Annotated in this window: 13 protein-coding genes; 6 read left to right on the top strand and 7 right to left on the bottom strand. The window is 39.7% G+C overall.

Annotated features, from left to right (window positions below):
• Positions 1-137: 137 nt before the first annotated feature.
• The 5 genes from BQ5338_RS15060 to BQ5338_RS15040 form a co-directional block, all read right to left on the bottom strand.
• Positions 138-1,112: a sensor histidine kinase gene (locus BQ5338_RS15060; protein ID WP_071147597.1), complete on the bottom strand. Its 975-nt coding sequence runs from the start codon at positions 1,110-1,112 to the stop codon at positions 138-140.
• 304 nt (positions 1,113-1,416) lie between these two features.
• Positions 1,417-2,658: a DUF4861 domain-containing protein gene (locus BQ5338_RS15055; RefSeq protein WP_071147596.1), complete on the bottom strand. Its 1,242-nt coding sequence runs from the start codon at positions 2,656-2,658 to the stop codon at positions 1,417-1,419.
• Between the two features lie 108 nt (positions 2,659-2,766).
• Entirely contained in the window at positions 2,767-3,561 is a 795-nt protein-coding gene (locus tag BQ5338_RS15050; protein WP_071147595.1) for a gluconate 5-dehydrogenase, read from the bottom strand.
• Positions 3,562-3,598: 37 nt separating this feature from the next.
• Positions 3,599-4,441 carry a 5-dehydro-4-deoxy-D-glucuronate isomerase gene (gene kduI / locus BQ5338_RS15045; RefSeq protein WP_071147594.1) on the bottom strand — a complete coding sequence of 281 codons (843 nt, stop codon included), beginning with the start codon at positions 4,439-4,441 and terminating at the stop codon, positions 3,599-3,601.
• 271 nt (positions 4,442-4,712) lie between these two features.
• The gene (locus BQ5338_RS15040; protein WP_071147593.1) at positions 4,713-5,069 is read right to left on the bottom strand and encodes a family 20 glycosylhydrolase; all 357 of its coding nucleotides are present in this window, start codon (positions 5,067-5,069) and stop codon (positions 4,713-4,715) included.
• A gap of 285 nt (positions 5,070-5,354) precedes the next feature.
• Here BQ5338_RS15040 and BQ5338_RS17235 point away from each other — a divergent pair, with 285 nt between their 5' ends.
• The 5 genes from BQ5338_RS17235 to BQ5338_RS17230 all read left to right on the top strand — a co-directional run bounded on the left by BQ5338_RS17235 (position 5,355) and on the right by BQ5338_RS17230 (position 9,693).
• A complete protein-coding gene (locus BQ5338_RS17235) occupies positions 5,355-5,540 on the top strand; it encodes a hypothetical protein (RefSeq protein ID WP_394331136.1) in 186 nt (61 codons plus the stop codon).
• Positions 5,541-5,747: 207 nt separating this feature from the next.
• Positions 5,748-6,701, top strand: coding sequence for a HaeIII family restriction endonuclease (locus BQ5338_RS15035; protein WP_071147592.1), 954 nt, complete (start codon positions 5,748-5,750; stop codon positions 6,699-6,701).
• A gap of 5 nt (positions 6,702-6,706) precedes the next feature.
• Positions 6,707-7,717: a DNA cytosine methyltransferase gene (locus tag BQ5338_RS15030; RefSeq protein ID WP_071147926.1), complete on the top strand. Its 1,011-nt coding sequence runs from the start codon at positions 6,707-6,709 to the stop codon at positions 7,715-7,717.
• Positions 7,714-9,096, top strand: a complete 1,383-nt coding sequence (locus tag BQ5338_RS15025) for a DNA cytosine methyltransferase (protein WP_139265270.1) — start codon at positions 7,714-7,716, stop codon at positions 9,094-9,096. Before BQ5338_RS15030 ends, BQ5338_RS15025 begins: the two co-directional genes overlap by 4 nt.
• A gap of 357 nt (positions 9,097-9,453) precedes the next feature.
• Complete coding sequence (locus BQ5338_RS17230; RefSeq protein ID WP_078063512.1) at positions 9,454-9,693, top strand: transposase family protein; 240 nt, start codon at positions 9,454-9,456, stop codon at positions 9,691-9,693.
• Between the two features lie 19 nt (positions 9,694-9,712).
• On the opposite strand, the gene BQ5338_RS15015 is transcribed toward BQ5338_RS17230, so the two are convergent.
• Positions 9,713-9,988 carry a hypothetical protein gene (locus tag BQ5338_RS15015; RefSeq protein WP_317042358.1) on the bottom strand — a complete coding sequence of 92 codons (276 nt, stop codon included), beginning with the start codon at positions 9,986-9,988 and terminating at the stop codon, positions 9,713-9,715.
• A 117-nt stretch (positions 9,989-10,105) separates the two neighbouring features.
• On the opposite strand from BQ5338_RS15015, the gene BQ5338_RS15010 reads away from it, so the two are divergent.
• Positions 10,106-11,308, top strand: coding sequence for an IS4 family transposase (locus BQ5338_RS15010; RefSeq protein ID WP_071145038.1), 1,203 nt, complete (start codon positions 10,106-10,108; stop codon positions 11,306-11,308).
• A 79-nt stretch (positions 11,309-11,387) separates the two neighbouring features.
• On the opposite strand, the gene BQ5338_RS15005 is transcribed toward BQ5338_RS15010, so the two are convergent.
• A complete protein-coding gene (locus tag BQ5338_RS15005) occupies positions 11,388-12,281 on the bottom strand; it encodes an ISAs1 family transposase (protein ID WP_078063511.1) in 894 nt (297 codons plus the stop codon).
• Positions 12,282-12,394: the final 113 nt, after the last annotated feature.

Here is a 12,394-nt window from a genome sequence, read left to right as displayed (position 1 = left end):
CGTTTATAAAGAGAAAGTATATACATCAAAACGATAGCCATCCTCTAATTAAATATCCAAAAAAAATCAGAGTCTTCTTCAATATAGCTCTCTCAGAAGTTGAACTGTAATTCTTTCACATTCAACTATCACTACGTTCATCTTTCAATCAATTTTAGCCTTACTTCAAACGCTTCGTCGGTATGTGTAACGATTATTCCTCCTCGAATGCCTAAGAAACTATAGCGCTTAGCTATGTTATCTAAGCCAAAGCCCGATTGTGTTGTTTCCATTAGTTTCGGCCGTATATTGTTCTTCACAGAGAGATAGACCCCATCAACACAGGTAATAGAAATTAGCAGAGGACTAGTTGATGACAAACTGTTGTGCTTAAAACAATTTTCAAGCACAATCTGTAAACTAAGTGTCGGAATAAGATAGATGCCTAGAGATGCTTCATCAATATCCATCGAAACTTTCACACCTCCATCATTTCTAGATTCAACCAAGAATAGATAAGATTTCAAAACACTCAATTCCTCAGATAGTGCAACGATAGGAGATTCATTGTATTCGAGCGCTTGCCTATAAAAATCGGATAAGCTCATAACAAATCGCTCCGAATCCGGCTGTTTACGGTGGACCATCATTCGCAACGTATTCAATGAATTGAAAAGGAAATGAGGATCGACCCTTGTTCTTAACTCTAGTAACTGCACTCTATAATTTTCAGCCTGCACTTCTTGCTTCTCGAGTTGCAAACGAGCAATATCAGCATTGGCTGCAAGCACACGCTGTACAATAAGAAAGAGAGCCGAAACTGAGAATAATTTTAATATTAGGTTCCAGCGAATAGGCTCCCATGTATTAAAAAGAAGAAGAGTAGAGAAAACATAAACAAAAGTAGATCCAACTACTACAGTAATCACAATCCTTAAAACTCTATATTTCACTCGAGAATGAGATGCTCTTTCTAATAAATGCCACAGAAAATAAAGCAACACTGAAGCTAAAAACCATCGATGCAAGACATCAAGGTTAAACTCAAACACCTCTATATTAGAAAACAAATGCAATACCGGCAAAAAGACAGCCATTGCCACAGGTAACATGATATTTTTTAAACGCTCCATATTTAGTTCATAATTAATGCATAGTGATATTATAGTATTATTACTACCCGGCTTTGGACAGATATTTCTGAGTATAGAGAAAAATATTCAGAAATATAAAGAATCGGTCATAACCTAGTATAACGAACAATCCTTTCATCCACAAGTTCAATAACACGATCAGAATTACAAGCAAAATCATCATCGTTCGTAACTGCAATGATCGTTTATGGTCAACTATTGCCAACAAAAAGTGCGAATGCTTCTCTTAAAGAAAAGCATTCGCACTGCAATATAATAAGGTCTATTTCTCCCTACAAAGCTGTCACTTGATAGTCACCGTAAGTGGATTACGCACCTTTTGGGCGTAGTTAGCCACATATTTATTCCAATCGGCAGCACTTTTAATCTCCGTTTTACTCCAAGCAGAACCCCAATAATAAGTATAGTCTGAACCGGGTTCATAGTCGCTAATAGCGAGTACATGTCCGTCGGCGCCTCCTCTTTCGGTTTTTTCCTTAGCAGAGAAAAGCGCAGACTTGGCTTCTTTGACATAGGCAGGAAAAGCGGCTCCAACAAAGATCTTTCCATTGTCATTGTTCACATTGTCTGTTGGGTCAACGTAAGTGATGTAACCATTCTTAGCATCAGTAAGCACTTCTCCGTTAGGCTCATGAAGGACAATTCCAGTAGCTACCGGAATTGCCTCTTTAAGATTGGAGTAAGCGATAACTGCCTTGTTCATATATGAACCTGCATCAAGAGTAATAATACGAGTTTCGACAACAGAAGCATCGCCTTTCACAGTCAAAGGATTATAAACCAATTTCACCGTAAAACGCAATGGGCCATTATCTAAAATTTCTTGTGTTTTATAGCAATATGGATAGATGATAGTATCGCCCGCCATCAAAGCTGCCGTTCCACCACCGAGCGTAGGACCTACCTTATAGCAATCCAAGCCATTACCATGATCCACATGATAAGAAGTTTCTTCACGAAGAGCTTTAGAAGCCTCAGGATCAATTGTCTTTAAGCTATCAATTCTTGCCAATGTAACAGGATTGAGTTCCATAGCATAACGGGCCTCAACAACAGGGTCGGTAGTAGCACGCTTCGCCCATACATCATATCCGTAAGCTTTTTCTCCCGTAGCTTGCAAAGCCGGTCCATAGGTACGAAAAGCAACAAGATCGTTTTCCCAAGCCACATCGTCCACACGTTCGGGATAATACTTACCGCAAGCTTTTACACCAAAAACTTCCGGGGTACCTGTCTGAATAGTATAAGTAGCCGCACCATTGGCATTCACGCTCGCCTGAAAAATGAGTTTTTCATCATACGTAATCTGATAAGGGACTTGTTGCCCATCAGCATTGAGCACCACAACCTGAGCTGTATCAGCTAACTTCAATCTGTTAGCAACTTCACCCATCGCTACCTCTACCATCTCGTTGTCACGATTGAGAGCCGTAGGATTAGTTACCGTTACTGTTACAACGGTCTTGCTTTCAACGCACGAAGCTATAAAGAAAGCGCCCACCAATAAATATAAAAACTTTTTCATGAAATAGAATATAAATGGTATAACATAAAGGAAAGAAACAAAGAAGGAGCTAAAGCTATCAAGAAAAGCCCTCGATAATTTTAACTCCTTAAAAATGTTCAAACCGAATTACTTAGGCTGTTTGCCGATGTAAGCCAAGATACCTCCATCTACGTAGAGCACATGACCATTTACAAAATCGGATGCTTCTGATGCTAAGAACACAGCAGGCCCCATAAGATCTTCGGGAGTTCCCCAACGGGCAGCAGGAGTTTTAGCAATGATAAAAGAGTCAAAAGGATGACGTGAGCCATCAGCTTGCGCTTCTCTCAAAGGAGCTGTTTGAGGAGTAGCAATGTAGCCCGGTCCGATGCCATTACACTGAATATTGAACTCTCCGTATTCTGAAGCAATATTACGAGTAAGCATCTTCAAACCACCTTTGGCTGCTGCATATGCAGAAACTGTTTCGCGGCCAAGTTCACTCATCATAGAGCAGATATTAATAATCTTGCCATGCCCCTTTTTAATCATTGAAGGGATAACTGCTTTTGAAACAATAAACGGACCATTAAGGTCGATATCAATCACTTGACGGAATTCTGCAGCACTCATCTCAATCATCGGGATACGCTTGATGATCCCGGCATTGTTAACCAAGATATCGATTACGCCTACTTCCTTCTCTATTTGAGCTACCATAGCGTTTACACCATCTTCGTTGGTTACATCGCATACATAGCCATGAGCTTTAATGCCTTCAGCAGCATAAGCAGCTAAGCCTTTATCTACCAATTCTTGTTTAATATCATTGAACACAATAGTAGCGCCTGCCTTAGCAAATCCGGTTGCAATAGAGAAACCGATGCCGTAAGAAGCACCTGTTACAAGCGCAACCTTACCATCTAATGAAAAATTTACCATCTTCTTATATTATATTAAAAATTAGGGTCTAACGTTTTTATTTCAAATCAGTAATCAAAGAGAAGTCTTGATCGCCATAATCAAGGTTTTCGCCTCCCATACCCCAGATGAAAGTATAATTATGGGTCGCTGCAGCCGAGTGAATAGACCATTCGGGAGAAAGTACGGCCTGATCGCCTTTCATCCATACGTGGCGGGTTTCGTCTACTTCGCCCATAAAGTGACATACTGAATGATCTTCAGGAACTTCAAAGTAGAAGTAAGCCTCCATACGACGAGAGTGAACATGAGCCGGCATAGTATTCCATACGCTACCAGGAGCAAGTTCGGTCATACCCATTTGCAACTGACAAGTAGGCAACACTTGATTAACAAGCATCTTATTTATATAACGGTGATTAGAACCTTCAAGAGAGCCCATTTCTGCGACTATCGCATCACTCTTAGTCACCTTTTTATCAGGACAATTTTTGTGAGCAGTCAGAGAGTTGAAATAGAATTTGGCAGGATGCTCCGCATCTTTGCTTTCAAAAGTTACTTCTCTATCACCAGAGCCTAAGTAAAGAGCTTCTTTATAATCCAGTTCAAATACAGCATCACCTGCTTTCACAATACCGGGGCCACCTACATTGAAAATACCCATTTCACGTCGTGTAAGGAAGAAAGGCGCTTTCAATGGATCGATAGCTTCAAGTTTCAACACTTCAACAACAGGCATTGCGCCTCCTACTACCATACGATCATACATCGAATAGATCATATTTACTTCATTAACTGCGAATACTCTTTCGATAAGGAAATCTCTACGGATTCTCTTAGTGTCATAGCTTTTTGCATCTTCAGGATGCGCAGCATAACGGATTTCATAGTTTGTCTTCATATTATTTCAATATATAAATGATTCATCGTTTACGTACACAATGCAAAGATAGCAAAAGAAACGAGCAAAAGGGAGTAATAATATCCTTATTATCTTAGCTTTTTGTCCTTAAATAGACTGGATTTGATTTGTTTAACAAAATATAATACGAAGAGGATGATAAGCGTATTACAAATATACAACGTAAAACACTCTTTGTCAAGTCTTTCAGTTGTTTTTTCACGATTTCCCTCATCGTAATTTAATCCGGCAAGAACTATCTAGCGCTTTCTCAAGATATCTTGCACCCGAAAAAAGGCTTCCAAATAACGGGCTCCCCACAAGTCGTAGCGTTGATACTGCTGTTCTGTTTATTAAAAATACCCCAAGTCAATGCACATTTCTTCGCTTCATCAGGCGTAGTGCTAAATTGTGGGTAAGTAGCCAACACAGCCATGCAGTGCCCCGGAATATCTATTTCAGAAATCACAGTGATGTAACGTTCGGCAGCATACGCCACTATTTCCTTTACTTGTTCATGAGTATAATAGCCACCGTAAGGAAGAGGAGTATAAACATCGGGGTATAAACCCTCTATTTCACCTTCCCGATAAGTACCAGCCTCCGTGAGTTCAGGTCGATATTTCATCTGACAAATGTGAATAAAAAGAACAACGTTGTTGAGCTAATATATTTACAATTTTATAGAAAAACATATGCACAATGAAAATGAAGAAAGAGAAATGTTTGAGCTGTAACACAGGACATTAACCGTAGTACTCATAAGTTTTTTGATTTAATTTCCTGTTTAACCTTGCAGTACTCAAGGCATAAAAGGACACGAAGCCAGAATGGATTGTACGGCGTTACTTGTTTTCAAGGGGGGGCGTTATCGTAAAAGCGTGAAAGGATTGCTGGTACGCCCGATGTAGTATTGAGCAAGTATGGTATTGTAATATTTATCCATGGATGTTTTTGGCATGACCATAAGGTAGACGGGCATATTCCACATTCCAGCAATGATTACTGGCACAAAAAAATAGACGTAACCAACAAAGGGATGAAAAAAATAAAGAGGCTGGAAAGTTATGACTATTTGGGAGTGCCGGTTGAAACCTGACGTAAAAGAGCAGACTTTACACGAAATGGAGTATTGGATAAACCAGAGTTTTTTGCAACATTATCGGCAGAAAACTTATGAAATTATAGAAAATCCTCCCTGCATTGCGATCGATAATATAGCGAAGTATGGGAAAAAGAAGAACTGAGAATAGCTGTTTTTACAAGAATTTCAGTAATTTCGCATCTAAATAAACATCAAATATTTATGAGTAGTAAAAGTAATGACCAAGGAAGGGCTTATGAATTCACCTGCTTACTTACTCTTGAAGAGGAAATCGGAAAGCTTCGTCCTGTCAATATAGTTAAAAACAGTAGTTATTTCGCAGCAGAACATGCATGGAATACTTTGCCCGATGAAATGCAGAGAACTTACAAGGCAAGCTCTTATGTTGCCGTTACTAAGGTTTTTGAGTTAGAGCCTCGTATTGTTGAGAACAACAGTGACGTTTTGGATTTGCTGATACAAACAGATGCTAAAGGAAAAGAAGGTGATGTACGAGATATTCTAATAATCCGGCACAATATCCAATGGGAGATTGGGCTAAGCCTCAAGCATAACCACTTTGCAGTAAAACATAGCCGCCTAAGTAAAAAATTGGACTTTGGGAAAGAATGGTATGGAATTTCTTGCTCACAGGATTATTGGAATGGAGTGAAACCTGTGTTCGATTATCTCATAACCGAAAAAAGCAAGCGTACAAAATTTAGCGAACTGCTGAATAAAGAAAAAGATGTCTATGTTCCTTTGCTAACTGCTTTTATAAATGAAATCAACCGTCAATACCAAATTCATAAAGACATTCCCGGTAAATTGGTTGAATACCTTTTAGGCAAGTATGATTTTTACAAAATAATTAGCATGGATAGGGAACTGACTACTCAAATTCAATCTTACAATTTGCACGGCACGCTCAATCAAAACAGCGAATCAAAACAGGCATCCATTCAAATTCCAATAGCATCCTTGCCAACACGCATTGTGAGTTTGGATTTTATTCCAGACAAAACAAATACAGTTGAGCTTTATATGGATGGAGGTTGGCAATTTTCTTTTCGCATACATAACGCAGAAACCTATGTTGCGCCAACTTTGAAATTTGATATTCAAATAGTAGGTATGCCCACTGCTATAATCACAATAAATTGCCTTTGGAAATAAATATGATGAATTTGATTAGTCTTTTCTCCGGTGCTGGAGGCTTGGATTTGGGCTTTCATAAAGCCGGTTTTAAAACAGTTGCCGCAAATGAATTTGATGCAAAAATTTGTCCAACCTTTCGTGCAAATTTTCCAGATGTCAACCTAATTGAAGGGGATATCCGCGATATACCATCATCTGAGTTCCCTGATAACATTGCCGGCATAATAGGCGGACCTCCGTGCCAATCATGGAGCGAAGCAGGCTCTTTAAAAGGTATTGAAGATGCCCGAGGGCAGTTGTTTTATGAGTACATTCGTATTTTGAATGACAAGCGACCTTTGTTTTTTGTTGCCGAGAATGTATCCGGCATGTTGGCTAAGCGTCATACAGATGCCGTGCATGGCTTTATGGAATTATTTGATAAAGCTGGCTATGATGTAAACTTGAAAATGCTTAATGCCAATGATTACGATGTTCCCGAAGACCGTGATCGTGTTTTCTATATTGGATTCCGCAAAGATTTGAATATTCACAATTTTGAATATCCTGCACCACAAAAGCACAAGCCAACGTTGCATGAAAGTATTTGGGATTTGCAATATACAGCTATTCCGGCTCTCGAAAAGAACAAGACAAATGGAAAAGATTGTAAAATAAATAACGAGTACTTCATTGGTGCATACTCACCTATATTCTTGTCCCGAAATCGAGTTCGTTCATGGGATGAACCAGGTTTTACGGTTCAAGCAAGTGGTCGTCAATGCCAACTGCATCCGCAAGCACCAAAGATGATTAAGGTTGAGAAGAATTTGCAGAAGTTTGTTGAAGGCTATGAACACCTTTATCGCAGAATGACAGTCCGTGAGGTCGCCCGTGTACAAAGTTTCCCCGATGAATTCCAATTTATATACGACGATGTTAATTATGGCTATAAAATGATTGGCAATGCGGTTCCGGTAAACTTGGCTTATCATGTAGCAATGCAGATAAAGAAAACTTTGATAGAAAAGAGAGGCATTATCGATTCGGAATGAAAGTAGCATCTTTTTTTGCAGGATGCGGCGGATTAGACCTTGGCTTTGAACAAGCAGGCTATGAGGTAATTTGGGCGAATGAATTTGACAAGACTATACACGGAACCTATCAATTCAATCACCCAAATACTTATTTATGTAAATCCGACATTTGCACATTAAAGGCAACCGATATACCCGACTGCGATGGATTTATAGGAGGTCCCCCCTGCCAATCATGGAGCGAAGGAGGCAAACAGTTAGGACTAAATGATAAACGAGGTCGTTTATTTATTGATTATATCCAATTGATAAAAGAAAAACGCCCCAAGTTTTTTATAATAGAGAACGTACAAGGAATTATCAGCGACAAACATTTCAAAACATTCCTGTCATTCCTTTCCAGTCTTGAATGTGCCGGCTATGTGGTAAGCTATTCGTTGCTGAATGCTGCTGACTACTGCATACCACAAGACCGCTTCCGCGTATTTATTGTTGGTTTCATAAAAGAATTGAATGGTACATTTAAATTTCCGAAACCATTAAACAAGCCTTTTGTGACGCTACAAAAAGCAATCGGTGATATTACTGAAAAACCGCGTTTATATAATAATGAACGTGTAAACCAAGAATATGGGAAATGGGCTAATCACGATGCCTTTACTGGTCCCTTCGATGCAAAATTTATGGCTCGCAATCGCGTACGTTCTTGGAATGAAGTATCATTTACCATACAAGCACAGGCTAAAAATTGCCCATTGCATCCACAGGCACCAACTATGAAGTACATTTCACCAAACCAACGTGTCTTCCTTCCCTGTTACGAACACCTATACCGTCGATTGAGCGTAAGGGAGTGTGCCAGAATCCAGTCATTCCCCGATAAATTCCGTTTTTTCTATACAGACATAAAGGATGGTTATAAAATGGTAGGAAATGCCGTACCACCCCGGTTAGCTAAATGCTTAGCTTTAAACATTAAGAATGCTTTGGACTCTATGGGAGAAAAGAAGAGGGCAGGTGTTCTTGTTGCTTATTATAAGGACGAGCACCAATTACGTATGACATTAAGGAATAAACTTTACTATGTACGCACAGGATTTCGCCGAGGAGCACTGCAAATGCCAGTGGGTGCTACCTCTCCTAAATACTTATTACTACATAATAGCAATAGCCGATTTTTATATACAATGGTCGAAGAATGCCCCAAAATTATGTCTGCATCAGAACTCTCCCACCTTGGTTTTATGCCTTCCGGCAATGAATATTTGACTTTCAAACTGGAAGATGCAGAATGTATAAATATTGAAGGTCTAGATTTAGCAGATGTGAAATTTCGAGAAAAGAAAAGAGATATAGCAATCCCTTATGTTACAAATATTCAAGAACTTTTCTCTTAAGAAGTAATGCGGAAGTGAAAAAGAAATTGTGAATACAGAAAGGGGGGGGGCATATTAGAGTTAATAGTAGATTAGATTTATTATGTATCGCGCATACGCGTATTTTTATATCATGAATTATAAAGAGCATAAAGAGAATCCCAAGAGTTTCCGTGCCTTAACGGGCTTGACTCATATTCAGTTTTCCCACCTGCTTCCTTACTTTGAGGCAGCCCATGATGATTATTTGTCTGAATATGAAATAAACAGTAAACTTCGAAGCCAACTTCGTAGCTTCTGCATATATAAGAACAGCCCCTTGCATCTTGTATCAGGGCACCAGCACATCAAGGATATGCTCCCTGAGGGGCGAGCGTCATTCAACCGATTAAGAAAAGAAAGGGAAAGGAGCTTTTCCAAGAAGAAAAAGAACTCAACAGGGAAATTTCCCGTATCCGGGTACGCATGGAACATACCATCGGAAGTATCAAGTTCATGAGGATCGTCAAAGACGAATGCCGCCCTAAAGCCAACCTCTTCGTTGAGCGTATCTTTGCGACATATGCCGCTCTGCATAATCCGAGGATTAAAATCAAGCCGCAGGCATATAAAAACTAATTTACGCAGGGCTGACGCATTAAAAATTCTGTGGCAATAAAAGTTCACAAAGGAATTGTGTATCCCATCCAGCAGCCTTTCTTTTACCTTTAATGCTGCCTTTTCTGGGACTTTTCTTTAATAACATAAGAGCAATCTTATTCATCAAAGAAAAGTTCTGGGCAGCATTCCCGGTTTTTCTTCCCATGTCTTCTCCAAAAGAGACGTCCAACTGCCAATGCAGGCAATTTTCCACAGACCAATGCGCACGCACGGCACCTGCTATTTTCTCAGCATCCAATCCAAGAGAGGTTATATAATATTATTGCTGTCCGGTAAAAATTAGTGGACCAAAAAATTAGGGCTGTTTTCCTCTCTTGGAATCCAGCCCTTTTTCTTTCCTTTGCAGTTACCACACCTAAAAGGAAAATCTATGGGCAAAAATACATATTTTACCGGACAGCCGCTTTATGCGCAGCTATTAAAATTGATCGATAGCCAAGAAATTGCAAGAATAAGCCGAAAAGGTTTGCATGAGCGCTATGTGAAGAAGCTAGACGGCTACTCTCACTTTGTAATAATGCTCTACGCCGTGCTGATGCGCTATGATTCTCTACGTGAAATCGTAATAGGAATGCTCTCTGAGGCAAATAAGATCAATCACCTAGGCATAGATTACATGGTAAAACGCAGCACTTTGGCAGAAGCCAACAATAGGCGCAGTAATGAGTTCTTTGAGCAGATATATTTCTCCCTATACCGGAAATACAAAAATGATTTAGCGGACAGCCGAACGGACAAGGCTTGGGAGCGCTTGCTGCACATCATGGATTCTACTACAATAACACTGTTTTCAAACGTTTTGAAAGGTGTAGGCCGCAATCCCAAGCATGGAAAGAAGAAAGGAGGCATAAAGGTTCACACTGTGCTCAAAGCCGAGGAAGGAGTACCTTATAACATTCATTTCACATCGGCAGCAACTCACGATCATGTTATGCTTACTAAACTAAAACTGACAAATGGGGCATTCATAGCCATGGATAGGGCATATATAGACTATAAGGTCTTTCAAGAATTAACAGACAACGGAGTCTTTTATGTAACCAAAATGAAGAAAAGCCTACGCTACACCCCTCTTAACGGCCATTTTCTTGTGAATAAAGATGGGCTGGTTGTACTAAGCGATCATATGATAGAGCTTAAAAAGGACGATATAACACATGTTTCACGTCGGATAGAGTATTGGGAGGAAAAGAAGAAGTACTCAAGCGTTCTTCTGACCAATAACTTTGAGTTGGAACCGGAAGAAATTATTGCCATTTATTTACGGCGCTGGCAGATAGAGAGCCTGTTCAAGCAGTTGAAGCAGAATTTTCCACTCAGATACTTCTTTGGAGAGAGCGTAAACGCAATCAAAACACAGATATGGGTAACACTTATTGCAAACTTACTATTATCTGTCATAAGAAAACGAATTAAACGGAAATGGAGCTTCTCAAATCTTGTAACAATCATAAGGCAGACACTCATGTACTACATTGACCTCTATATGTTCTGCGAAAATCCGGAAAAAGCATGGTTGAGAATCATTAACCAGTCCAGTTTATCACCTCCAGAACCAACACTCTTTGATTAAGAGGGCTTGCTTTTTGAAGGAAAAAGCCGAACTGCCTTTTTATAGGCAATTCGGACAGATATTTTATGCTTTTCAATTTTTACCGGACAGCAATAATATAATATCTTTTTTCCACGGATGTCTTGCCTGTCTTAAGAATTGTCCGTTCTGAAGTAACTCTGACTACAGACTTTATGCCGGTCCATTGGGGAAAGATGAGTCCCATTGTACGGTTGTTATAGACAAAACATTCTCTTATTTCCCTGCGACCATGCCCTGTCTCTTCTGTCCTGAACTTGGCATACCGCCGCGCATAATATTCCTTATTCACGTCTACCCTTTTTGCATCCATGTCATCAAACCATGATTCCAAGCTCTTGTGTAAATTCTTGTGGTTATCCTTCACGTGCAACACATAATCGGCTTTCCTTTCTATTATCTTTTTGGCTATCTCGGTCTGGCATCCCATGGCATCAATGGTCACTATGCAATTTTCCAAATCCAATGCGTTCAAAAGTTCGGGGATTGCCGTGATCTCATTGCTCTTTTGACTAACCTTAACCTGACCCAGTGTGATTCCGTTTGCTGCCGCCCAGGCACTGACCATATGAAGCTTGAAGCCTTTCTCTCCATCAGGGTTGGAACGGCTGCATTTACTAGCACCCCGGATAGTCTTTCCGTCAATAGCCACTACACCTTCATACTTCTGGCACAGTTCTGACATCCAGCACCGAAAAACACCTTCAAAATACTCAGGAGAAAGACTGCTGAAGAAACGGTTGAAAGTATCATGAGAGGGAATGCGGTTCAAGGACGGTATACGGTCGGCGAAAAAAACTTTCCGGGAGCGCCCGAACTCTTCTATTTCATACCAACTCTCTGCTCCGCAAATAACTGCGGCCATAGCGATATACACAATCACTTCTACCGAATGCTCTCTTTTTCTGTCGACACGCATGTCTGTTATTTTTTCACAAAGCTTAATTATACTCATTTTGTCGTTAGTTTATCTCTCTTTTTATTTATAAATATACAAATTAAAAACAACATAATAAACAATTAGAACCTTATTTTATAGATAAAAAATGGTAAATACAAAATGAATAT

Origin of the sequence: Bacteroides ihuae (assembly GCF_900104585.1) — a bacterium.
Taxonomy (GTDB): domain Bacteria; phylum Bacteroidota; class Bacteroidia; order Bacteroidales; family Bacteroidaceae; genus Bacteroides; species Bacteroides ihuae.
The sequence above is the reverse complement of the archived record's forward strand: the minus strand, read 5'-3'. Positions and strand labels throughout refer to the sequence as shown.

Excerpts from the sequence above, each read along its gene's own strand:
- kduI (WP_071147594.1), bottom strand. The coding sequence starts at position 4,441 with ATGAAGACAAACTATGAAATCCGTTATGCTGCGCATCCTGAAGATGCA.
- BQ5338_RS15040 (WP_071147593.1), bottom strand. The coding sequence starts at position 5,069 with ATGAAATATCGACCTGAACTCACGGAGGCTGGTACTTATCGGGAAGGT.
- BQ5338_RS15050 (WP_071147595.1), bottom strand. The coding sequence starts at position 3,561 with ATGGTAAATTTTTCATTAGATGGTAAGGTTGCGCTTGTAACAGGTGCT.
- BQ5338_RS15005 (WP_078063511.1), bottom strand. The coding sequence starts at position 12,281 with ATGAGTATAATTAAGCTTTGTGAAAAAATAACAGACATGCGTGTCGAC.
- BQ5338_RS15060 (WP_071147597.1), bottom strand. The coding sequence starts at position 1,112 with ATGGAGCGTTTAAAAAATATCATGTTACCTGTGGCAATGGCTGTCTTT.
- BQ5338_RS15035 (WP_071147592.1), top strand. The coding sequence starts at position 5,748 with ATGAGTAGTAAAAGTAATGACCAAGGAAGGGCTTATGAATTCACCTGC.
- BQ5338_RS15025 (WP_139265270.1), top strand. The coding sequence starts at position 7,714 with ATGAAAGTAGCATCTTTTTTTGCAGGATGCGGCGGATTAGACCTTGGC.
- BQ5338_RS15030 (WP_071147926.1), top strand. The coding sequence starts at position 6,707 with ATGAATTTGATTAGTCTTTTCTCCGGTGCTGGAGGCTTGGATTTGGGC.
- BQ5338_RS15010 (WP_071145038.1), top strand. The coding sequence starts at position 10,106 with ATGGGCAAAAATACATATTTTACCGGACAGCCGCTTTATGCGCAGCTA.
- BQ5338_RS15055 (WP_071147596.1), bottom strand. The coding sequence starts at position 2,658 with ATGAAAAAGTTTTTATATTTATTGGTGGGCGCTTTCTTTATAGCTTCG.